Raw genomic sequence first — 21,814 nt, forward strand, 5'->3', positions numbered from 1 at the left:
CACGGGCTCTGCCGGGTCAGCGCGCCGCATCACGGTGCTGAATGCCGGTCTGATAGCCCAGTTGTTTGCAATATTCCGCGATTTTCCGCGCAAAGGTGATCGAGCGGTGCTTGCCGCCCGTGCAGCCCACTGCAATGGTCAGCTGGCTTTTCCCCTCCTTGACATAGAGGGGCAGCGCATACTCCAGAAAGCTTTCGTACCTGCGCAGCAGTTCCTTTGCCTCCGGGTGACCCATGACAAAATCCACCACTTCCTCATCCAGCCCCGTTTTATGCTTGAGCTCCGGGATATAGAAAGGGTTGGGCAGGCAGCGGACATCCAGCACCAGGTTCGCATCCTCTGGGATGCCGAACTTGAAGCCGAAGGACATCACGGTGAGCCGCATTGCTGCCTTTGCCCCGCCATCTGGCGCAAACAAATTACAAATGCGCTCCTTGTTCTGGGCCGTGGAGAGAAACTCCGTGTTGATGGTGTAGTCTGCCCGCTCCCGGAAGGGCTGCAGGATCTGCCGTTCCTTTGCCAGCGCTTCCCGGGTGGAGATTCCCTCGGCAATGCTGATGGGATGGCGGCGGCGGGTCTCGCTGTAACGGCGCATCAGTACATCATCCGGGGCATCGATGAATAAGATCTCATACTCGATGCCCTGCTCATCCAGCTGGTGCAGCGCCTGTTCGATCTGCTCGCTGGTGTGGCAGCCGCGCACATCCATGGAGAGCGCTACCCGCTTGAGCTGGTTATCGCCTGCCTTGGAGAACGCCGTGATGCTGGGCAGAAGCTCTGCCGGAACATTGTCGATACAAAAAAAGCCGATATCCTCCAGTGCGTTCATCGCAACCGATTTTCCCGCACCGGAAAGCCCGCTGACGATCAGAAGATCCATACCATTTTCCCTCTTATGCCTTGACCACTCGAATTTCCTTTTCCAGGTCGTACCCGGTCTTTTCCTTTACGACTGCCCGCACCTCATCGCAGAGGGCCAGCACATCAGCGCAGGTCGCGCCGCCCAGATTCACCACAAACCCGCAGTGCTTCTCGCTGACGGCAGCACCGCCGTGGCGATAGCCCCGCAGGCCGCACTGGTCGATGAGGGCAGCCGCAAACGCTCCCACCGGCCGCTTGAAGGTGCTGCCGGCGCTGGGCTTATCCAGCGGCTGCTTATCGATGCGCTTCTGCATCAGCTCATCCATCCGGGCCTTGATGGCTGCCGAATCTCCACGCTTCAGGTGGAACTTTGCGCTCAGGATGCAGCCGCCGTTTTCCTCAAAGATGCTGTGCCGGTAGGAGAGGTCGAGGTTTGCGGCATCTTCTGTCACGATCTCACCTTCTCTGGTCAGATACGTCACAGAGACCAGCACATCCTTCATCTCTCCGCCGTAGGCACCGGCATTCATATAAACTGCACCACCCACTGTGCCGGGGATGCCATAAGCAAATTCCAGGCCAGTCAGGCTGCTGTCCAGCGCCGCCTTACACAGAGCAGAAAGCTTCAAGCCCGCACCTGCGATGACTGCATCGTAGACCGCCCCAGGCTCTGCACCCGGATGGCTGACGTTTTCCAGAAAACCGATTCCCATTTTCAGAGCCGTGGTATCCACGACCACGCCCCGGTAGCCCCCATCCTCAAACAGGATGTTACTGCCGTTGCCCAGCAGGTAATATTTCACGTCGCACGCTTTGCACAGTGCGATCACGCGGCAGAGCTGTTCCTCCGTCTCCGGCCGGGCAAAAACATCCGCCGGGCCGCCAATTTTAAAGGTGCAGTGGGCAGCAAGGGATTCGTTCTCGGCAAAGCGGATCTCCTCCGCCTGCAGCTGTTGTTTCAATCGTTCCATAAAACAGGATTCCTTTATCTGTAATCTTCATTCAACGGTGCCGTCCAGACCCAGACGGATCAGCAGCTCCTTGGCGGCATTATAGCCCATCCGCTTCTGGCGGTTGTTGATGGCGGCGGTTTCCAGCACAACGGCCAGGTTGCGTCCCGGGGAGACCGGGATGCTGGTGCTGGGGATGTTCACGCCCAAAATCTCGTAATATTCGCTCTCCAGTCCGGTGCGCTGATAGTTCTTGGTGGGGTCCCATGCTTCCAGCTGGACCACAAGATCCAGGCTCTCGCTCTCCTTGACCGCACCCACGCCGAACACACGGGCCACATTGACGATGCCGATGCCGCGCAGCTCGATAAAATGGCGGATGTTCTCCGGAGCTGTGCCCATGATCTGGCGGTTGGAGACCTTGCGCAGCTCCACCGCGTCATCCGCCACCAGACGGTGGCCGCGCTTGACCAGCTCAATGGCCAGCTCACTCTTGCCGATGCCGCTGTCGCCCAGGATCAGGATCCCTTCACCATACACCTCCACCAGCACGCCGTGGCGTGTGATGCGGGGTGCCAGCTCCAGATTCAGCACGCTGATCAGACTGCCCATCAGGGTGCAGGTCATCTCGTTGGAGCGGAGCAGGGCCACCCCGTGCTTCTGAGCCAGTTCCAGCATCTCGGGAAATGGTTCCAGTTCCTCACTGCGGCAGACGATGACAGCCGGAGGCTGCTGGCCGAACAGCTGGTCCAGCCGCTCGTACCGCTTCTCGGCAGAAAGACCAGAAAGAAAGTTCATCTCGGCCAGACCCAGGATCTGCAGCCGGAGCTTATCAAAGTAATCATAGTATCCGGCAAGGAACAGGCCCGGGCGGTTGACCTCCGCAATCTCGACATTGATCTCTTCCAGCCCTTTCGGGGTGTAGACCACATCCAGACTGACCTTTTCCGTCAGCTTCTTCAGCGAAACATTGAAATTCGCCATCGTTCTTCCTCCTGCACAAATGTTTCCTCTCCCTGCCCGGCAGCACACCGGGTGCGGGGCACGCTTTTTCTTTCCCTTATTATAAACGAGATGGTTTCGGATTACAATGATTCTGCCGGAAAATCTTCATTCTGGAGCCTGCATCCCGTTGCATCCTCCCTCATATCCCTTTATAATAGAGATGGTACATCCCTGCACCGGGAAACAGTCATTCACTTTACACGCTTTTTACATTCTCTGGATTTCCGATTTTACATTCAGGCTCTATACTCATAAATAGGAGAACATTCCGTCAAATAAACGTGTCAAACAAAGCGAGGAACTTCAAATGACTGTTTTTAATGTATTTTCCCTGCTGGGCGGCCTGGCCTTGTTCCTGTTCGGTATGGACATCATGGGCAAGGCGCTGGAAAAGCAGGCCGGCGGCCAGCTGCAAAAGGTCCTGAGCAAACTGACTGACAACCCGCTCAAGGGCTTTTTCCTGGGTCTGTGCGTCACTGCCGTGATCCAGAGCTCCAGCGCCACCACCGTTATGGTGGTCGGCTTTGTCAACAGCGGCATCATGGAGCTGCATCAGGCCATCGGCGTTATCATGGGCAGCAATGTGGGCACCACGGTCACCAGCTGGATTCTGAGCCTTTCCGGCCTGCAGGGCGACAGCTTCCTGATCAATATGCTCAAGCCCACCTCCTTCAGCCCGGTGCTGGCCTTTATCGGCATCCTTCTGTACATGGGCAAAAGCGAAAAGCGCAAGGGTGTTGGCACCATTCTGATCGGCTTTGCTGTGCTGATGACCGGTATGACCACCATGTCCAATGCTGTGCTTCCCCTGCAGAACGAGGCGTGGTTCACCAGCTTGTTTATCCGCTTCTCCAATCCTCTGCTGGGCGTTCTGGTGGGGGCCGTTGTCACCGGCATCATCCAGAGCTCCAGTGCCAGCGTTGGTATCCTGCAGGCACTGAGCGCCACCGGTGTCATCACCTACGGCAGTGCCATCCCCATCATCATGGGCCAGAACATCGGCACCTGCGTCACCGCGCTGATCTCCTCTGTGGGTGCCAACAAGAATGCCCGCCGCGCCGCCATGGTGCACCTGTACTTTAACATCATCGGTGTCACCCTGTTCCTGGCTATTTTCTATGGTGCAAACCTGCTGCTTGACTTTGCCTTTGTCAATGAGACAGTCACTGCCTGGGGCATTGCCGTGGTCCACTCCATCTTCAACCTAACGGCCACCGCTGTTCTGCTGCCCTTTGCAAATGGGCTGGAAAAGTTGGCCATCCTCACCATTCCGGACGATGCCGAAAAAGAGAGCTTTGCTCTGCTGGATGAGCGCCTGCTGAACACTCCCGCCGTGGCTGTGGAGCGTGCCCGCGCCGCCACTGCAGACATGGCCGAGCTGGCCCGTGTGGGCGTGGTGCAGGCCATGAGCCTGACCCACAAGTGGGACGATTCCCTTGCCCAGAAGGTGCGGGAGGAAGAGGAAAAGGTGGACAAATATGAGGATGCACTGGGCACCTATCTCGTCAAGCTGTCCAGCCGTGAAATGAGCCATGCCGACAGCCAGAGTGTGAACACTCTGCTCCACACCATCAGCGATTTTGAGCGCATCAGCGATCACTCTGTAAATGTTCTGAGCTCCGCCGAAGAGATCCACGCCAAGAGCATTGAGTTTTCCAAGGATGCACAGGAGGAACTGCAGGTGCTGGAGGGGGCCGTGCAGGATGTGCTGAGCCGCACCACCGATGCATTCCGCAAAGGCGATCTGCATCTGGCCGGCAAGGTCGAGCCGCTGGAGACCGTTGTGGATGAACTGGTGCGTGCCATCAAGGCCCGCCATGTGGCCCGCCTGCAGACCGGCAGCTGTTCCATTGAATATGGTTTTGTTCTGGAAGATCTGCTGACCAACTACGAGCGTGTCTGCGACCACTGCAGCAATGTGGCTGTTGCCCAGATCGAGGTGGCACAGGACAGCTTTGATACCCACGCTTATCTGAACGACCTGCGCTACGGCAACGAGACCAAGGAAAGTGAACAGTTCCAGCGCCGTCTGGATCGTTACCGTGAGCGCTATCTCTTCCCTGACAGCGACACTGCACCCGCAGCCGCAAAGGAGGAATCCAACAAATGATCTACATTGTAGAAGACGATGCCGCCATCCGCGAGCTGGAGCAATATGCACTGCAATCCAGCGGATACGGAGTACAGAGCTTTGAAACCTCTGAGCCTTTCTGGCAGGCCATGCGCGCCGCGGAGCCTGAGCTGGTCATTCTGGATGTGATGCTGCCCGGTGAGGACGGTTTTTCCATCCTGAAAAAGCTCCGCAATACCCCTGCTCTGCGCCGCCTGCCCATCATCATGGTCACAGCAAAATCCAGCGAGCTGGATACCGTGCGCGGGCTGGACTGCGGTGCAGATGATTACATCACTAAGCCTTTTGGCATCATGGAATTTCTGAGCCGGGTGCGGGCCGCCCTGCGCCGCTCTGCCCCCGAGGAAAAGCAGAATGTTTATGCCTTCCATGAGATCCTGCTGGACAACGCCCGCCACAGCGTGACTGTGAACGGCACCCATATTGACCTGACTTACAAGGAATACAGTCTGCTGCGCCTGCTGCTGGAAAACACGAACCTTGTCGTGACCCGCGAGACCATTCTGCAGGTGGTATGGGGCACCGATATTTCTGTTGAAAGCCGCACCGTGGATATGCACATCCGCACCCTGCGCAAAAAGCTGGGGGACGCGGGCAGATATATCTGTACCGTGCGCAAGGTCGGCTACAAGCTGGCCGACAATGAGGAGGGCGAGGAAGAATGAAACCGCAGAGCATGGAAGAAAAAATCAGTTACCGGCTGTTTTTCATGGGCTTCGTCGGTCTGGTCTGCACCGCCGTGCTCTGTCTCTTCGTCTTTCACAAAGCGTTCCGGGAACAGGCGTGGACCTCGCTGGAGCATCAGGCTGATCTGGTTTCCGCCGGATACGAGCAGCTTTCCTCTCCGGATCAGCTCTCCGTGTTCGTCAACGGAGACCTGCGCATTACCCTGATCGCAGCAGATGGCAGTGTGGTGTTCGAATCCGCCACTGACCAGCAGATGGAAAACCATCTGTCCCGCCCGGAGATCCAGCAGGCCATGCGGGAGGGTGTAGGCCGTAACTGCCGCGATTCCCAGACCATGGGGTACGAGACCTACTATTACGCCATGCTGCTGCCCGGCGGCGATATCCTGCGTGTGGCCCAGGATTCTGAGACCATCTGGTCAATCTACGACGCGGCCCTGCCCGCCATCATCCTGAGCTGCATCCTGATGATGGGTGCCGCAGCGCTGATTGCCGGGCTGCTGACCCGCAGTCTTGTCCAGCCCATTCTGAAAATGACGGATGACCTTGAGCACATTCAGGAAAACGTTCCCTACCGGGAACTCATCCCCTTTGCTGAGAGCATCCATTCTGATCGGCTGCTCCGGGAAAACAACGAGAAAATGCGGCAGGATTTCACGGCCAATGTCAGCCACGAGCTGAAAACGCCGCTGACCAGTATTTCCGGCTATGCGGAACTCATTGAGACCGGCATTGCCAAACCCGCCGATGTGCCCGAGTTTGGCCGGAAGATCCATGTAGAAGCCAGCCGGATGATCCAGCTGGTGAACGACATCCTGCAGCTGTCGCACCTGGACAGCGTCAGCGAGACCCATGCACAGCCCGACATGGAAACGGTCGATCTGCTGGACGTGGCCAAGGATTGTGTGGAACGTCAGAAACTGAACGCGCAGCGCTCCTTCATCTCCCTGACCTATCTGGGCGAGAGTGCCAGAGTGCTTGGCAACCGGGATCAGCTGGATGAGCTGTGCCAGAACCTATGCGACAACGCCATCCGCTACAATCGACCCGGCGGCAAGGTTCAGCTCATCACCTCCTGCACCCGGGACGGCCATTGTACCCTGACCGTCAAGGATAACGGCATCGGTATCCCGAAAGACGCGCAATCCAGCGTGTTCGAACGCTTCTACCGGGTGGATAAGAGCCGGAGCAAGGCCACCGGCGGCACCGGTCTGGGGCTGGCAATTGTCAAACACATTGCCCGCATCCACAACGCCCGCATCAAGTTGGAAAGCGAAGTGAACGTTGGCACCACCATCACCGTCGTTTTTGAGACCGCCCACTAAAACTGCAGAAAGCTCACGTCTGCCTGCACCTGCGGGCAGGCGTTTTTTGTTGTCAGCACTTCTCGCCCTGTTCCCTGCTTCAGCGCCCGGACTGCTCCCAGAGAGAGCAGATCATACCCGTTTTCCCAGCAGCGCTGAACGGTCTGCACGCAGAGCAGCTCCAGCGCCGCACACTGTGCTGCTGTGGGCAGAGCGGTGCCCGCCCTGCGCTGGCCGGTCAGGGTCACGGCAAAGCCATCTTCTTCGGCTTCCACCGATACCACACAGCGCCGGAACGTCACCTGCCCGCTGCCCAGCGGAAAAGTGTGTTCTCCGCTCTGACCCAGCAGCAATTGTGCCATCTGGCTCTCTGCCGGGGTGAGCCGGGTGTTCCCTGTTTCGGTGAGCAGAAGCATTTCCTCCGCATTCTCAATGGCACCATCCGTCAGGATAAGCACCGGGGCCAAAAGAGCGTTCCGGCTCTCGTATAGACGCGGAGCCTGCGGTGCGGCTTCCTTCACGGCCTGCAAAAGCTGTTCCGGGAACAGTTCGTTTTCTCCGTCTGCTGCGGCCAGTTCTTCTCCGGAAAGATCCATGCAGAGGACCCGGGCAGACAAGCCCTGCACCGGCTCCTCTTTCAACACGGTCTCCGCCTGTCGAATGGTTTTTAAAGTTGTTTCGGCATTCAAAAGCAGATACTCGCACAGCCGGTAGCTTGCTTTACGGGGCAGGCCGCGCTCGGCTTCAGTCAGAGCCGTTTGCAGGGTGTTTCCCTGCCCGGTGCAGAGCTGTACCTTTGCGGCGGCATCAGAGGCATCGGCGGCGGCTTCCGGAAACTGGTAGAGCAGGCTCACCATCCAACTCTGCACCGCCACCGTGGGCGGGGTAAGAATCAAGGCACGCACCATGCTTTTCTCGGTATTCTCTGCCCGCAAAAATACCCCGCACCAGAACACCAGCACCCCTGCCGCCAGCCACCGGAGGGCACGCTGTTGGCCCGTCATGCGTTTTCCTCCGCAGGCGTAGCCCTGCCCCACAGCCGCCCGGCCAATTGACGCACCACCTGCACCAGCACGCAAAACCGGAACATTGCCGCTGCCAACCAGACCAGCAGCACAAGGGCATCAAACCGGGAGATGCTGCCCAGCCTGCCCGCCCGCAAAAGCTCGATACCGGGCAGGGCATTCCCTGCCCCAAACACCAGTTCCATGCAGAGTGCAAAGCTGCCAGCCAATATAAAAACTTTCACCGGAAGCCAGACAGCGCACCGCACCTGCTTTGCCGGGCAGAACAGCGGTAGGGCGAAGTATTCCGGATACAGGGGCAGGATAATCGGTTGAGCATCAGCTTGCATCATCAGACTTTCCCAGTGGAACTGGCCATTCAGCCCCAGCAGGCAGAGCAAACCCGCCAGCGCCGCCGCCCAGCACAGGATCGGCGCACAGCGGACCAGTACCGAAGGTTCCAGCTTCCATCCTGCCCAGAGCAGCAGCGGGAGAAGCCCCAGCATGGCCATGGAAGAAAAATTCTCCCAGCAAAGCTCCTGCGCCTGACGGAAGGTCTTCACAGCCTCCCAGACAAACCAGAGTCCCAGCCCGCCGCAGACTATCCGGGAACGCAAGTCTGTACCCAAAAAACTGTCTGCACGCTGTTCTGCCCCGGCTGTCAGGGCGGTGATCAGAACCAGCGCCAGTGTCATGGGCAGGCCGCGCAGCAGAAAACTGCGGGCTGTTACAGGCGCACCCGTCTGTAACACGCACAGAGCGAACTCTGCTGTGAGCACACTCAGAGTCAGTGTTTTTTCAGAGAAACAGGATCGTTCCAACTTCAACCACCTCGTTTTTGCCAAATGGTAAAGGGCTGCCGGGAAAGTTTTGGGTAGCTGCGCCGGGTCACTCCGTCCGGCGAGAGCGGCACCTCGGGAAATACGGCATCCCGCAGGTAGGGCACACCCAGCGCCGAGACCCGGGTCAGCCCGAATAACACGCCCAGTGCGCAGGCGGCAAGTCCCACCGGGCCAGCCACCCCTGCTGCCAGCAGCACCACCAGCCGCAGAACGGTTGCCACCTCATACAGCGATGGCGTGACGAACACCGCAATGGACGCGGCAGCAGCGGTCAGGATGACCGGTGTGCTCATCAGTCCGGCGGCAATGGCGGCATCCCCGATGATGAGGGCAGCGATCAGGCTGACAGAGTGCCCCAGGGTCTGGGGCATCCGCAGGCCAGCCTCTCGGATGATCTCCAACATCAGGATCACCAGAAGCATTTCCCCAAACAGCGGCAGCGGCGTTGCCTGCTCGGCGGCCTCGATTTTGAACAGCAGCTGGGGCGGCAGGAGTTCTGGCAGGTAGACTGCCCAGCAGACGAACACGCCCGGTAGGAAAATGCTCAGATAGAACGAGATATATTTCAGCACCCGCAGAAAGGATGCAAAATAGGCCGTTCCTGCATAGTCATCCAGGCATTCAAAGTTTTCGCAGAACAGGGTGGGCAGGATCAGCGCTGAGGGGCTGCCATTGACCAGAATGACGAATTTCCCCTCTCGCAGCTTTGCCGCTGCCACAATAGGCCGTTCGGTATAGCGCACAGGAGCAAATGTGCGGATCTTACAGGGAAAGAGCCATGGCACAAAGTAGCTGGAATCCAAAAGCAGCTGCGGCCTGGCCCGCTGTAAAGTCTGCCGCACCTTTTGCACTGCTTTTGGGTCTGCCGTATCCCGGCAGTAACAGAGAGCATACTCCGTTTTCATCTCACAATCGGCTTGATTGATCTCAATGACCAGAGCATCATTGCGGAAGCACCGCCGCAGCAGGCTGGTATTCACCCGGAGCAGATCCGCAAAGCCTTCCCGGGAGCCGCTGAGATTCCCCTCCCCTGCCGGTTCATCCACCGAGCGGGCGTTCAGGCTCTGCACCGAAAAGGCAATACCTTTTGCGCATCCGTCCAGCAAAAGCACTGCCATGCCCGCCGTCAGCCGCTGGATCAGGGCATCCCAGTTCTCCACAGGGGCAGGCTCTGCGGGCAGTGCGGAGTGCTCAAACAACAGCGCAAACACCTGTTCCCCGGTCAGCTGTTCTGCCGGGCCGGGCGGTGTGCGGCGGCTGGCGGCATCCAGCAGCAGCTGCCACAGCCCTTTCAGGCTGGCCATCCCATCAAACAGAACGATGGCTCCTTTGCAGTGGTAAAGCTCAAGCTCCTTCGCATAAAAATCTGCCGATCGGCCAAACCTAGCGTTAAGCTCCGCAAGGTTTGCCGCCAGATGGCTGGAAAGCTGTTCCATTTTGCCGCCCCCCCTTTCTGGTAGCTTGTCCGCCGGGGCGGCGGTTATACGCTGGGAGGTGTTCCGGTTTGAAACTCTTGATCTTCCGTACCATCCTGATCTATCTCTGCGTCCTGTTTGCCATGCGGCTGATGGGCAAACGTCAGTTGGGGGAACTGCAGCCTGAGGAACTGGTGTCCACCATCCTCATCTCCAATCTTGCTTCCATCTCCATTGAATCTGAAGAAGTGCCGGTCACAGCCAGTCTGATTCCCCTCTTTCTCATTGCAGCGCTGGAGCTGCTGGGATCAATCCTCAGCTTCAGAAGTCAGCGCTTTTTCAACCTGATGTCCGGGCGGCCCAAAACCGTCATCCTGAATGGTGAGATCGATCAGAACGCCCTGCGCACCCTGCGGCTGACTGCCGCCGATCTGATGGAGGCGCTGCGCGGCAAAGATGTGTTCGACCCCCGGGATGTTTCCTATGCGGTCGTGGAGACCAACGGCAGTCTCTCAGTGGCTCTGCGCCCGGAAAAGGAACCGGCTACCCTCGCCGACCTTGGGGCAAGGGTACAGCGGGCACAGGCCACCATCCCCTTTGTGCTGGACGGGCAGGTGCTTGCCGAAAACCTGACCATCTGCGGCAAGGATGCTGCCTGGCTGGAACGCACCGCACAGGCCAACAGCCTGCTTCTGGAAGAGATCCTGATCCTGGCGGGCAACGATACCGAGGATTATTTTCTGCTGAAAAAGGAGCCTCGTCAAACGGCGGGGCTCCGGCAAGGGGGGGCGGCATGAAACGTATTTATGTCTGCATTGGCATCGTAGTCCTGCTGCTGGCGGCAGCCTTTTACAGCAGCTTCCGGGTACAGCAATTCGCCGAGGATATCTCCGATGACATCGACACCGCCATGGAGGATATCCGGAACAGCGATCTGACCGGTGCGCGGCAGGCACTGGCCGAAGGAGCCGAGCTCTGCGACACCATGCGGGAAGGCATGAACCACCTGCTCCGCACGCAGGACTTCACGGAGCTGGAAGCCGCCCTGCGTGCTGCCGATGGCCATCTGGAACTGAATGCGCCCGAGGAAGCCTTCGGGGAACTGCGCCGGGCGCAGGTTCAGGTAGAGACCCTGGCCTGGCTCTCTCATCGTATTCTTTGAGGGTATTTGTACTGAGCTGAACAGTTGAGGTGAGCACAACAAAAAGCCAGGCTTTCTCGTGAAGTTCACGAAAAAGTCTGGCTTTTAACGCTGGAACCTTAGTTTTTCTCTTTGCGGTCGCCCATCAGTTTTTTCAGCTCCGTGAAAAAGCTCTCGACATCGGCAAACTGCTGGTAAACCGAAGCAAAGCGGACATAGGCCACTTCATCGATCTTTTTCAGCTCCTGCATGGTCAGTTCACCAATGCGCACACTGGACACCTCGCGGTCATAGGAGCTCATCAGGCTTTGCTCAATGCTGCTGACAGCCCGTTCCAGTGCATCGTAGCTCACCGGGCGCTTGGCGCAGGCCCGCAGCATTGCGTTGAGCAGCTTCTGACGATCAAAAGGCTCACGGGAGTTATCCTTTTTGATGACGATCAGCGGGACGGTCTCCACCACTTCATAGGTCGTAAACCGCATGCGGCAGCGCAGACACTCACGGCGGCGGCGGATCCGCTCACCGTCTTCGGTCGGGCGGGAATCGATGACCTTGGATTCCTCATCGCCGCAATAGGGACATTTCATAAATCGTTCCTCCTGATGTTGGTTCTTGGCCTGTCGGGCAAAACACGGTCAGGCTTTTTTGGTTTCAGCCTTTTTGCTCTTGCGGTCGTTCCACAGCACCCAGGCGGAGGTGGAAACACAGAGCGAGGTATACACGCCGCTCAGCATACCCATCATCAGCGGGAAGGCAAAGGTAAAGATGCTGTCCAGACCGTACAGCTTGGAGACCACGCACATCACACCCAGTGCCATTACAGTGGTCACCGTAGTGATGATGGTACGGCGGGCAGACTGGTTGACCGAGTGGTTGACCAGCTCCTCGAACGGGGTCTTTTTCCCCATCAGGGCACGGTTCTCGCGGATACGGTCATAGACCACAACCGTATCGTTGATCGAGTAGCCCAGAATGGTCAGCATGGCGGCAATAAAGTTGCCGTCCAGCGGGGTGCGCAGCAGCACAAAGGTGCCAAACACCACCATCAGGTCGTTCAGCAGAGCCAGCACAGCCATCAGGCCACCGGTCAGGCCGCCGATCTTCTTGAAACGGAAGCCGATATACAGCAGGATGAGCAGCAGGGAGAACACCACAGCCACCAGACTCTTCTGCAGGAACTTGGTGCCCATGGCAGCGCTGACATTGCTCAGGGACAGCTGGGCAAAGGCATTGTCCGGGTACTGTTCGTTCAGGGAGGTCAGCAGATTCTCCACCTGATCGGTGGTCACAGTCTCGTTGCCGGGCATGGAAATCTTCAGGGTCTGCTCCCCGGTGGCGACATTCTCGCCGGTCTGCAGGGTCAGGCCGTTGTTTTCCAGTGCGGTGGAGGCGGTCTTCTGAACTTCGGAGGTGCTGATCTCACCCTGATAGCTCAGGGTGATCATGGCACCGCCCGTAAACTCCGTATCCAGCCGGACACCGAACACTGCAGCACACAGGATGATGGCCGCCATCAGGCAGGTGGAGATGGTCAGGAAGCGCTTGCGCAGGCCCACAAAGTCGATGGGCTTCTTTTCCTTGACTTCCTTGCCGGGCTTGACAGCACCATAGAGCCAGGGATTCCGCAGGGCCTTGATGGAGGCTGCACCGCGGATCATCACACGGGTGGCAAACACGCCGAACACAAAGTTCAGCAGAACGCCGGTCAGCAGCGTGTAGCCAAAGGCGTAGATGGTGCCTGCGGTGGAGGGCCCAAAGGCGAAGAACACGAAGTGCAGGGCCTTGGCGAACAGGCCGTCCGAGGGGCCGAAGGCACCCATCAGCACGATCGCCACAATAACGATGGTCACGTTGCCATCAATGATGGGGGTCAGGCCGCGGGCAAAGCCGCTCTTGAGCGCGCCATCCAGAGATTTGCCGTTGTTCAGCTCCTCCTTGATGCGCTCGGCGGTGATGACATTGGCATCCACGCCCATACCAATGGCCAGGATGATACCTGCGATGCCGGGCAGAGTCAGGGTAAAGCTCTCAAACACCGGGAAATAGCCGGAGACGAAGGCCAGCGTTGCCGCCACCTGACCGGCCAGTGCAATGCAGGCCAGGAAGCCGGGCAGACGATACAGCAGAGTCATCAGTACCACGATGAGGGCATAGGCAATGAGTCCGGCCAGCACCATGGCGCTCAGGCTGTTCTCGCCCAGGCTGGGGCTGACGGTGGAATAGCTGTCCACAGTCAGGGCAAAAGGCAGTGCACCGGAATTGATCTGGCGGGCCATCTTGACCACGTCCTCCTGCGTGAAGGGATTGGACGCGGAACTGGTGATGATGGCGGCACCATCGGTGATGGCCGCATTGACCGTTGCCGTGCTCACGTTCTGATCATCCAGCCAGATGCTGATGGTTCCACTGCTCTGGTAGAGCTCCGTGGTGGCATCCCCGAAGGCCTTGGCACCCTCGTCGTTGAACTTGAGGGCCACATAATATTCGGATGTACTGCCGCTCACCGGGCCGTACTGAGCAGCGGCGCTCTCGACCATGGAACCGTCCAGGATCAGTTCGCCGTCTGCACTGCTCCCCTTGCGGAAGGTCAGGTAGGCGGTGCTACCGATCTCTTCAATGGCGGCTTCGGGGTCAAAATCGGTCTCGCCAGACTGCCACGGAAACTCCAGGATCAGGCGGTCGGAGTCATAATCCACATACAGCTCGTAGTCGGTCACGTTCAGGCCGACCAGACGATTCTCAATGACCAGCTGGGCAGCGTCCAGCTGATCATCGGTGGCGTCGTAGTTGTCCGATGGGGCAAACGTTACGTTGACACCGCCCTTGATATCCACGCCAAAGCGGATATCCTGCGCTCCCTTGATGTAGGTCTTGGTCACATCACCGTACTTGACTGCCACACCAAAGAATGCCATGTAGACAAACGCGGCGATCAGGAGCACTGTGACAACAAGCTGCCATGCTTTGCCTTTCGTCTTCATAAAAAACAGGAAACCTCCAAAATATAATAAACCTCCGCCGCGCAGAAAAACCTCTGCACGGAGGAGATTTTTTGCAGAATAAAACGCTTACTCTGCCTTTTCGGCCAGCAGCTTTTCGATGACTGCCAGCTTTACGCAGACGCAGAGCAGATCAGATGCGGTCTCCACCTCGTCCAGGCTGGGATAGGTGGGCGCGATACGCAGGTGGGAATCCTGCGGGTCCTTGTGGTAAGGATAGGCGGAACCGGCACCGGTCAGGGTCAGACCGCACTCCTTGCACAGCTGGGCCACACGCTTGGCGCAGCCGGGCATAACGTACAGGCTGATGAAGTAACCGCCCTTGGGGTTCGTCCAGTGAGCGATGTCGCCGCAGGGGGTCAGCTCCTCGGAAAAGGCCGTCTTGACCGCATCAAAGCAGGGGATCAGGCGGCGGCGGTGCTTTGCCATGTGGGCCAACACACCCTCTTTGTTCTTCAGGAAGCGGACATGGCGCAGCTGGTTCATCTTATCATAGCTGATGATCATCACGGAGAAGCGCTTGCAGATATACTTCATGGAGTCCACGCTGCATGCAATGGCGGAAACACCTGCACCGGGGAAGGTGATCTTGCTGGTGGAGGTGAACATGAACACACGGTTCTCCGTGCCGTACTTCTTGCTCTCGTTCAACAGAACAGGGGTCTCGATGATCTCCTCGGTCAGGTGGTGGACGATGTAAGCCTCATCCCAGAAGATCTTGAAATCAGGAGCAGCGGTCTTCATCTTGGCCATCCGGTCAATGGTCTCATCGCTGTAAGTATAGCCATCCGGGTTGGAATACTGGGGCACGCACCAGATGCCCTTGATGGTGTCATCCTCGGCCACCAGCTTCTCCACAATGTCCATATCGGGGCCATTGGGGGTCATGGGCACGCTGATCAGCTCAAAGCCGTACTCCTCAGTGATGGCAAAGTGGCGGTCATAGCCGGGCACCGGGCAGAGGAACTTGCGCTTTTCCACCTGAGACCAGGGGCAGGGAGACTCCGGGAAGCCGAACACATAGCCAATGTTGATGAGGTTGTACATCAGCTGCAGGCTGGAGTTGCCGCCCACGAACACTTCCTCAGGCTTGACACCGAACACATCTGCAAACAGGACGCGAGCCTCGTGCAGGCCCTCCAGATCACCATAGTTGCGGGCATCGGTGCCTGCGTCGGTGGTGTAATCGTTCATCTGCAGCAGACCCATTGCCAGATCCATCTGGTGAGGGCCGGGCTTGCCACGGGCCATGTTCAGCTTCAGGTTCATGGCCAGAAACTTTTTGTACTGCTCATTCAGCTTTGCCTTTTCGGCAGTGAGCTCCTCACGATTCATCTCAAGATAGTTTGCCATTAAAAAACACACTCCTTTATCGTACTTCCAATTTCCCACAGTATCCGATGCCGGGTGTTTCAGGAGTTCTTGCCAGAGAGTTCTCCCACCACCGTCATCCAGACTTTAATATTATACCGCAACTCCGGGCGCGAAACAAGCAAATTACAAAAAAAGCCCCGCCAAAGCCGAAGCATTTGGCAGGGCATCCCTTTCCTGCTGTCTGCAGAGTGCAGATATCAGCTCAGGGCGGTCTGGTTCTTATACCGTTTGCGCACAGCGCCGTATTCCAGATGGGCCTCGCCGCCCTCCACGGTGTCCTTGTCGATGGTGACACGGATGATGGTGGGGTCATTGGGCACATCATACATGACAGGCAGCAGGATGCCTTCCATGACGCTGCGCAGACCGCGGGCACCGGTCTTGCGCTCAATGGTCTTGCGGGCGATCGCGTGGAGGGCCTCGTCGGTGAACTCCAGCTCTACACTGTCCATGCTCAGCAGTTCCTTGTACTGCTTGACCAGGCTGTTGCGGGGCTCCTTGAGCACGCGCACCAGTGCGTCCTCGTCCAGATCATCCAGCACGGTGATGACCGGCAGACGGCCGATCAGCTCAGGGATCAGGCCAAACTTGACCAGATCGTGAGGCTCCACCTTGCGCAGCAGGGCACGCTGGGCATCCTCGGAGTTGTCCTTCAGGCTGCTGCCGAAGCCCAGTGCAGAGCGATCAGTGCGGCGCAGGATGTATTTATCCAGGCCATCAAAGGCACCGCCGCAGATGAACAGGATGTTGGTGGTATCGATCTGGATAAACTCCTGCTGGGGGTGCTTGCGGCCGCCGTTGGGCGGCACGTTGCTCACGGTGCCCTCCAGGATCTTCAGCAGCGCCTGCTGCACACCCTCGCCGCCCACATCACGGGTGATGGAGGGATTCTCGCTCTTGCGGGTGATCTTGTCGATCTCATCAATGTAGATGATACCCACCTGTGCCTTCTGCACATCAAAATCCGCCGCCTGAAGCAGCTTGAGCAGGATGTTCTCCACATCCTCACCCACATAGCCCGCCTCGGTCAGGGTGGTGGCATCCGCAATGGCGAAGGGCACCCCCAGCATCTTGGCCAGGGTCTGAGCCAGCAGAGTCTTGCCGACACCGGAGGGGCCCAACAGCAGAACGTTGGACTTCTGCAGTTCCACATCCGCACCTTTGCCGCTCAGAATGCGCTTATAATGGTTGTAAACGGAGACCGCCAGCACACGCTTGGCCTCATCCTGACCAATGACATACTGGTCCAGCCCGTTCTTGATCTCAGCCGGGGTCAGGATATTGATATCCAGACCATCCACAGCCTGCATCCGGGTACGGCTTGCGCCGCGGCCCGGGCGGCCGTTTGCTTCCGGGTGCTCCGGCTGATCCGAGAGCAGATCATGGCACAGGCCGATGCACTCGCTGCAGATGTTGACACCGGGGCCGATGATCATCCGTTCCACTTCGTCCTGATGCTTGCCGCAGAAGCTGCACACCAGGTCTTTTTCATTTTTGCCGGAATTGTTGTTTGCCATAACTGTTATTCCTTATTCTGGGTCTTTGCGCGCAGGGCTCTCCCCCGCGCCTTTCAGTTTCAGCGGTGGGCGATGACCTCATCGATCAGGCCGTATTCCTTGGCTTCCAGCGCGGTCATATAGTTGTCGCGCTCGGTGTCCAGCTGGATCTTCTCCAGCGGCTGGCCGGTGTATTCGCTGAGCATGTGGTTCATCTTATCGCGGATATACACCATGTGCTCGGCGTGGATCTTGATATCGGTGGTCTGGCCGGAAAGGCCGCCGCCCTGACCGCCGATCAGCGGCTGATGGATCAGGATCTCGGAGTTAGGCAGGGCAAAGCGCTTGCCCTTGGTGCCGCTTGCCAGCAGGAAGGCACCCATGGAAGCGGCCATGCCCATGCAGATGGTGGAGACATCACACTTGATATACTGCATGGTATCGTGGATGGCCATGCCTGCGCTGATAGAGCCGCCGGGGCTGTTGATATACAGGCTGATATCCTTGTCCGGGTCCTGCCCTTCCAGGTACAGCAGCTGCGCCACCACAAGGCTTGCGGAGGTGTCGTTGACATCCTCGCTCAGAACGATGATGCGGTCATTCAGCAGACGGGAGAAGATATCATAGGAACGCTCACCATGTGCCGACTGTTCGACAACGTAAGGAACAAAACTCATAAAGTTCGCCTCCTGATACGAAAAATAATTCTATTTGCAAAATTGACCGATACGGCAAAAGAAACAGGGCCGTATCGGTCAATTTTAACAACCTTTGTTTACAGGGTACGCTTCAAACAGCGTTTCCTGCAAATTGCGGCCTTGGCAGCTGGATTATTCAGCGTCCTCGGTCTTTTCAGCCTCAGCGGCCTTCTCTACGATGTTGGCGTGGCTCTTGATGAAGTCGATGGCCTTGTTGATTGCCAGATCCTTCTTCAGGTCGTCAACGTTGACCAGCTCACGGACCTTGTCCTCTTCCATCTTGTACTGGTCAGCGATGCGCTTGATCTCAGCGGAAACATCCTCCTCGGAAGCCTCGATGTTCTCAGCAGCGGCAACAGCCTCCAGAGCCAGGCGGATCTTAACCTGCTTCTCAGCCTGAGGCATGAAGGAAGCACGGAACTGATCCATGGTCTGGCCCATATACTTCAGGTAGTCTTCCAGGCGCAGACCCTGCTGCTCCACACGGAAGGCGAAGTCATTGACCATCTCGTCCATACGGGTATCGTACATAGCCTGGGGGATCTCAGCCTCCATGCTCTCGATGACCTGATCGACCAGAGCGTTCTCAACAGCCAGGTCATCCTGCTTGTCCAGCTGCTCCTGGTTGTTCTTGCGGATGGACTCCTTGAACTCTTCCAGAGTGTCGTACTCGGAGCAGTCCTTGGCCAGCTCGTCATCCAGAGCGGGCAGCTCCTTGTACTTGACCTCGTGCAGCTTGATCTTGAAGACAGCAGCCTTGCCAGCCAGCTCAGCAGCCTGATACTCCTCGGGGAAGGTGACGTTCACGTCGAACTCCTCACCGGCGGAGTGGCCAACGATCTGATCCTCGAAGCCGGGGATGAAAGAGCCGCTGCCCAGGGTCAGGTTGTAGTGCTCAGCCTTGCCGCCCTCAAAAGCGACACCGTCCACAAAGCCCTCGAAGTCGATATCAGCGATATCGCCATTCTCAGCAGCACCCTCGCGGGTCAGCTCACGGGCGTTGCGCTCCTGCACGCGCTTCAGCTCTGCATCGACGGCCTCGTCGGTAACAGTATGGACAGTCTTCTCAACGGTCAGACCGTTGTAGTTGCCGACCTTGACTTCGGGCATCACAGCGACCTTGACGGTCAGGGTCACGCCCTCGGTCTCGCTGGCAGCATCCACAGAAACCTCGGGACGGCCAACGGGCTCGATGCCGGCTTCCTTCACAGCTGCCTCGTAAGCAGCGGGGAACAGCTCATTGATGGCATCATAGGTAAAGACATCAGCGCCGTACATCTTCTCGATCAGAGAACGGGGAGCCTTGCCCTTGCGGAAGCCGGGCACGGAGTACTTCTTGCCCTCCTTCTTGAAGACATCGGCCACTGCGCCCTTAAAGGCCTCAGCGTCGATGGAGAACTGCAGCTCTGCCATGCTCTTCTCGAGCTTTTCGCACTTGATGAAATTCATTTTGTGTATCCTCCACTCAAAAATTCTATTGCGTTGGGGACAGGTTTTCTTCCCTGTCTCCTGCAACCGCGCACCGCGTCCTGTATCTTCTGTTTGCGAAATGCGGGGACGCGCGCGCTCAATTGGGTGCAACAATCGCGTCAAAACTTATTATAGCACGTTCCAGACACAATTGCCAGACCAAATTTTGACTTTTTGTTCTTTTTGCCCACACTTCCCGCCTTTAATTGATGCGGTAGGGGCAGAAACGCAGGCCATCGGCACTGACAAGCTTATACCGGATGCCGTCCACATCGCCCTGCACCGCGTACCGGATGGCGTTTCCGTGCAGGTGGCCGTAGTAACAGCGGGTGATGCCGTAGGCCTTCAAGGTGGCCACGATCTCAGGAGCACTGGTGCCGGTGTAGACCGGCGGATAATGCAGGAACACCAGCTTCTCCAACCCCGGTTCCGCAGCATCCAGGCTCATTTTTAAGCGCCCGATCTCGCGGTTCATCACTTTTTCATCGTGGGGTTCTCCCACATCGAACAGCCAGCCCCGGGTGCCGCACAGCGCATACCCCTCCACAGAGTAGGAGTTGTTGTGCAGGATGTGCAGGGTGTCAAAGCCCTCAGCCTTGAGGTAGGCGTTCATCTTGTTGGCCGTGGTCCACCAGTAATCGTGGTTTCCCTTCATGATCAGCTTCTGGCCGGGAAGCTCCTGTAAAAACGCAAAATCCCTGCGCGTATCGTTCAGGCGCATGGCCCAGCTGATATCACCCGCCAGCACGATGGTGTCCTCGGGTTTGATCAGCTTGCGCCAGTTGCGCTCCAGCCGCTCCACATAGCCGCTCCACCCCGGAAAAACATCCATGGGTTTGGAAGCGCCCAGTGAAAGATGGGTATCGCCAAGCACATAAAGTGCCATTCATTTTTCTCCTGTTCTAAGTCCGGCAGGACAAGGTTTATTCCTGATAGCTCAGCGCCACCTGCGCGATCTGCTCCGGGTCGATGACGGTATTGAACCGCTCGGCCTTCTGCCGCAGGGCAGCAAGGCTTGCGGGTGCAGTGCGGCCGGTGGCTGCTTCCAGCTCCTGCATGGCCTCAAAGTCGTTCTGCGGGGCAGTGTGGCCCAGAGCCTCCAGCACGCTGCGGGGGAACTTGTAGGGGGAGGCAGTAGACAGCACCACCATGGGCACACCCTCGCGCTTGTGACGGCCCGCCACATGGAAGGCCACAGCGGTGTGGGTATCGCAGAGATAGCCATCCTGCTCATAGCGGGCACGGATCTCCCCTGCCACCTCTTTCTCGCTGCTCCAGCCGCAGCCAAAGCTTTCCTGAATGGCGGCCAGCGTCTCGGGCCGGACGGTATAGCTGCCGGTTTCAGACAGGCTCTTCATCAGGCCCGCCACCTCGGCATCGCTGCCGGTGACGTGATAGAGCAGGCGCTCCAGGTTAGAGGACACCAGAATATCCATGCTGGGAGAAGTGGTCTTGAAGAATTCCCGCTTGGCAGTATAAGTACCGGTGGTTAGGAAATCGGTCAGGACATTGTTCTCATTGGAAGCGCAGATCAGTCTGCCCACCGGCAGGCCCATCTGCTTTGCATAGTAGCCCGCCAGAATATCGCCAAAATTGCCCGTAGGCACACAGAAGTCCACCTTGTCACCAAAGCGCACCTTCCCTGCCTTGAGCAGCTGGGCGTAGGCGGCAAAGTAGTAAACGATCTGCGGCACCAGACGGCCCCAGTTGATGGAGTTTGCACTGGACAGGCGGATGTTCCGCTTTGCCAGCTCGGCAGCAATGGCCGGGTCGCCAAAGACCTTCTTCACGCCGGTCTGGGCATCATCGAAGTTGCCACGCACAGCGTAGACCGCCACATTTTCGCCTTCCTGGGTCACCATCTGCAGGCGCTGGATCTCACTGGTGCCGCCCGTGGGGAAGAACACTGCGATCTCCACACCCGGGATATCGTGGTAGCCATCCAGCGCGGCCTTGCCGGTATCGCCGCTGGTCGCCACCAGGATCAATGTTTTCTCGGTGCGGTCAAGATTTTTCTTTGCCTCCACCAGCAGCTTCGGCATCAGCTGCAGGGCGTAATCCTTGAAGGCGCAGGTCGGGCCGTGCCACAGTTCCAGAGAGTACACCTCATCCGAAACAGGGGCCAGATAGCCCGCCTTTCCGCCAAAGGCCGCACCATAGGTGGCCTTGGCGGCCTCCTGCAGGAACTCCTGCGAATAATCGGTCAGATACTGCCCCACGATGGCAGCAGCCATCTCGGGGTAATCCAGCGCACAGATCGCCTTGACATCCACCTGCGGGAAGCTCTGCGGAACAAACAGACCGCCCTCATCCGACAGGCCCTGTGCAATGGCCTGAGAGGCACTTACCACGCGGTTATGATCTCTCGTGCTGAAAAACTGCATTGTCGTCGCTCCTTTTTGCCAGCGGGGCCCGCATTGACCCCATGTTTGTGGCAG

The 21,814-nt window shown here is 57.9% G+C and carries 19 protein-coding genes; 5 read left to right on the forward strand and 14 right to left on the reverse strand.

Annotated features, from left to right (window positions below):
• Window positions 1-16: 16 nt before the first annotated feature.
• The 3 genes from rapZ to hprK are packed head-to-tail and all read right to left on the reverse strand — an operon-like array spanning window position 17 to window position 2,795.
• Window positions 17-880, reverse strand: a complete 864-nt coding sequence (gene rapZ, locus GXM22_RS07740) for an RNase adapter RapZ (protein ID WP_097771954.1) — start codon at window positions 878-880, stop codon at window positions 17-19.
• Between the two features lie 13 nt (window positions 881-893).
• Window positions 894-1,832 carry a UDP-N-acetylmuramate dehydrogenase gene (gene murB / locus GXM22_RS07745; protein WP_005934317.1) on the reverse strand — a complete coding sequence of 313 codons (939 nt, stop codon included), beginning with the start codon at window positions 1,830-1,832 and terminating at the stop codon, window positions 894-896.
• Window positions 1,833-1,859: 27 nt separating this feature from the next.
• Window positions 1,860-2,795, reverse strand: coding sequence for an HPr(Ser) kinase/phosphatase (gene hprK / locus GXM22_RS07750; protein ID WP_005934318.1), 936 nt, complete (start codon window positions 2,793-2,795; stop codon window positions 1,860-1,862).
• A 328-nt stretch (window positions 2,796-3,123) separates the two neighbouring features.
• Here hprK and GXM22_RS07755 point away from each other — a divergent pair, with 328 nt between their 5' ends.
• From GXM22_RS07755 to GXM22_RS07765, 3 genes are read left to right on the forward strand one after another with little or no spacing between them, the layout of a single operon-like run.
• The gene (locus tag GXM22_RS07755) at window positions 3,124-4,926 is read left to right on the forward strand and encodes a Na/Pi cotransporter family protein (RefSeq protein WP_005934320.1); all 1,803 of its coding nucleotides are present in this window, start codon (window positions 3,124-3,126) and stop codon (window positions 4,924-4,926) included.
• Window positions 4,923-5,612 (forward strand): response regulator transcription factor, encoded by a 690-nt coding sequence (locus GXM22_RS07760; RefSeq protein WP_005934321.1) that lies wholly within the window; start codon window positions 4,923-4,925, stop codon window positions 5,610-5,612. The genes GXM22_RS07755 and GXM22_RS07760 overlap by 4 nt, the downstream gene beginning before the upstream one ends.
• Entirely contained in the window at window positions 5,609-6,958 is a 1,350-nt protein-coding gene (locus GXM22_RS07765) for a sensor histidine kinase (RefSeq protein ID WP_005934322.1), read from the forward strand. The genes GXM22_RS07760 and GXM22_RS07765 overlap by 4 nt, the downstream gene beginning before the upstream one ends.
• Here the strand turns inward: GXM22_RS07765 and GXM22_RS07770 are convergent.
• Genes GXM22_RS07770 through GXM22_RS07780 form a run of 3 tightly spaced genes read right to left on the reverse strand, consistent with a single transcriptional unit; the run spans window position 6,955 to window position 10,219 of the window.
• Window positions 6,955-7,941, reverse strand: a complete 987-nt coding sequence (locus GXM22_RS07770; RefSeq protein WP_005934323.1) for a hypothetical protein — start codon at window positions 7,939-7,941, stop codon at window positions 6,955-6,957. The two genes, GXM22_RS07765 and GXM22_RS07770, sit on opposite strands and share 4 nt — an antisense overlap.
• The gene (locus GXM22_RS07775) at window positions 7,938-8,762 is read right to left on the reverse strand and encodes a hypothetical protein (protein WP_099357182.1); all 825 of its coding nucleotides are present in this window, start codon (window positions 8,760-8,762) and stop codon (window positions 7,938-7,940) included. The genes GXM22_RS07770 and GXM22_RS07775 overlap by 4 nt, the downstream gene beginning before the upstream one ends.
• Window positions 8,763-8,764: 2 nt before the next feature.
• Entirely contained in the window at window positions 8,765-10,219 is a 1,455-nt protein-coding gene (locus tag GXM22_RS07780; protein ID WP_005934328.1) for a spore germination protein, read from the reverse strand.
• Between the two features lie 68 nt (window positions 10,220-10,287).
• On the opposite strand from GXM22_RS07780, the gene GXM22_RS07785 reads away from it, so the two are divergent.
• A complete protein-coding gene (locus GXM22_RS07785; RefSeq protein WP_005934330.1) occupies window positions 10,288-10,995 on the forward strand; it encodes a DUF421 domain-containing protein in 708 nt (235 codons plus the stop codon).
• Window positions 10,992-11,360, forward strand: coding sequence for a DUF4363 family protein (locus GXM22_RS07790; protein WP_005934332.1), 369 nt, complete (start codon window positions 10,992-10,994; stop codon window positions 11,358-11,360). The genes GXM22_RS07785 and GXM22_RS07790 overlap by 4 nt, the downstream gene beginning before the upstream one ends.
• 98 nt (window positions 11,361-11,458) lie before the next feature.
• On the opposite strand, the gene nrdR is transcribed toward GXM22_RS07790, so the two are convergent.
• The 8 genes from nrdR to thrC form a co-directional block, all read right to left on the reverse strand.
• Window positions 11,459-11,926, reverse strand: coding sequence for a transcriptional regulator NrdR (gene nrdR, locus GXM22_RS07795; RefSeq protein WP_005934334.1), 468 nt, complete (start codon window positions 11,924-11,926; stop codon window positions 11,459-11,461).
• Window positions 11,927-11,974: 48 nt separating this feature from the next.
• Complete coding sequence (gene secF / locus GXM22_RS07800) at window positions 11,975-14,320, reverse strand: protein translocase subunit SecF (RefSeq protein ID WP_005934336.1); 2,346 nt, start codon at window positions 14,318-14,320, stop codon at window positions 11,975-11,977.
• A gap of 87 nt (window positions 14,321-14,407) precedes the next feature.
• A complete protein-coding gene (locus GXM22_RS07805; RefSeq protein WP_005934338.1) occupies window positions 14,408-15,691 on the reverse strand; it encodes an aspartate aminotransferase type Ic in 1,284 nt (427 codons plus the stop codon).
• Window positions 15,692-15,909: 218 nt separating this feature from the next.
• Window positions 15,910-17,229, reverse strand: coding sequence for an ATP-dependent Clp protease ATP-binding subunit ClpX (clpX, locus tag GXM22_RS07810; protein ID WP_097771158.1), 1,320 nt, complete (start codon window positions 17,227-17,229; stop codon window positions 15,910-15,912).
• A gap of 59 nt (window positions 17,230-17,288) precedes the next feature.
• Entirely contained in the window at window positions 17,289-17,885 is a 597-nt protein-coding gene (gene clpP, locus GXM22_RS07815) for an ATP-dependent Clp endopeptidase proteolytic subunit ClpP (RefSeq protein ID WP_098922298.1), read from the reverse strand.
• 153 nt (window positions 17,886-18,038) lie between these two features.
• Entirely contained in the window at window positions 18,039-19,355 is a 1,317-nt protein-coding gene (gene tig, locus GXM22_RS07820) for a trigger factor (RefSeq protein WP_005934342.1), read from the reverse strand.
• 223 nt (window positions 19,356-19,578) lie between these two features.
• Complete coding sequence (locus GXM22_RS07825) at window positions 19,579-20,262, reverse strand: metallophosphoesterase (protein WP_005934344.1); 684 nt, start codon at window positions 20,260-20,262, stop codon at window positions 19,579-19,581.
• Between the two features lie 37 nt (window positions 20,263-20,299).
• A complete protein-coding gene (thrC, locus tag GXM22_RS07830) occupies window positions 20,300-21,760 on the reverse strand; it encodes a threonine synthase (protein WP_099357181.1) in 1,461 nt (486 codons plus the stop codon).
• Window positions 21,761-21,814: the final 54 nt, after the last annotated feature.

Source organism: Faecalibacterium duncaniae, from assembly GCF_010509575.1.
Taxonomy (GTDB): domain Bacteria; phylum Bacillota; class Clostridia; order Oscillospirales; family Ruminococcaceae; genus Faecalibacterium; species Faecalibacterium duncaniae.

Bases quoted from the DNA above. Each gene is read 5' to 3' on its own strand.
- GXM22_RS07790 (WP_005934332.1), top strand. From the start codon at position 10,992: ATGAAACGTATTTATGTCTGCATTGGCATCGTAGTCCTGCTGCTGGCG.
- nrdR (WP_005934334.1), bottom strand. From the start codon at position 11,926: ATGAAATGTCCCTATTGCGGCGATGAGGAATCCAAGGTCATCGATTCC.
- GXM22_RS07770 (WP_005934323.1), bottom strand. From the start codon at position 7,941: ATGACGGGCCAACAGCGTGCCCTCCGGTGGCTGGCGGCAGGGGTGCTG.
- rapZ (WP_097771954.1), bottom strand. From the start codon at position 880: ATGGATCTTCTGATCGTCAGCGGGCTTTCCGGTGCGGGAAAATCGGTT.
- GXM22_RS07755 (WP_005934320.1), top strand. From the start codon at position 3,124: ATGACTGTTTTTAATGTATTTTCCCTGCTGGGCGGCCTGGCCTTGTTC.
- GXM22_RS07825 (WP_005934344.1), bottom strand. From the start codon at position 20,262: ATGGCACTTTATGTGCTTGGCGATACCCATCTTTCACTGGGCGCTTCC.
- murB (WP_005934317.1), bottom strand. From the start codon at position 1,832: ATGGAACGATTGAAACAACAGCTGCAGGCGGAGGAGATCCGCTTTGCC.
- GXM22_RS07760 (WP_005934321.1), top strand. From the start codon at position 4,923: ATGATCTACATTGTAGAAGACGATGCCGCCATCCGCGAGCTGGAGCAA.
- thrC (WP_099357181.1), bottom strand. From the start codon at position 21,760: ATGCAGTTTTTCAGCACGAGAGATCATAACCGCGTGGTAAGTGCCTCT.
- clpX (WP_097771158.1), bottom strand. From the start codon at position 17,229: ATGGCAAACAACAATTCCGGCAAAAATGAAAAAGACCTGGTGTGCAGC.
- GXM22_RS07805 (WP_005934338.1), bottom strand. From the start codon at position 15,691: ATGGCAAACTATCTTGAGATGAATCGTGAGGAGCTCACTGCCGAAAAG.
- hprK (WP_005934318.1), bottom strand. From the start codon at position 2,795: ATGGCGAATTTCAATGTTTCGCTGAAGAAGCTGACGGAAAAGGTCAGT.
- secF (WP_005934336.1), bottom strand. From the start codon at position 14,320: ATGAAGACGAAAGGCAAAGCATGGCAGCTTGTTGTCACAGTGCTCCTG.
- GXM22_RS07765 (WP_005934322.1), top strand. From the start codon at position 5,609: ATGAAACCGCAGAGCATGGAAGAAAAAATCAGTTACCGGCTGTTTTTC.
- tig (WP_005934342.1), bottom strand. From the start codon at position 19,355: ATGAATTTCATCAAGTGCGAAAAGCTCGAGAAGAGCATGGCAGAGCTG.
- GXM22_RS07780 (WP_005934328.1), bottom strand. From the start codon at position 10,219: ATGGAACAGCTTTCCAGCCATCTGGCGGCAAACCTTGCGGAGCTTAAC.
- clpP (WP_098922298.1), bottom strand. From the start codon at position 17,885: ATGAGTTTTGTTCCTTACGTTGTCGAACAGTCGGCACATGGTGAGCGT.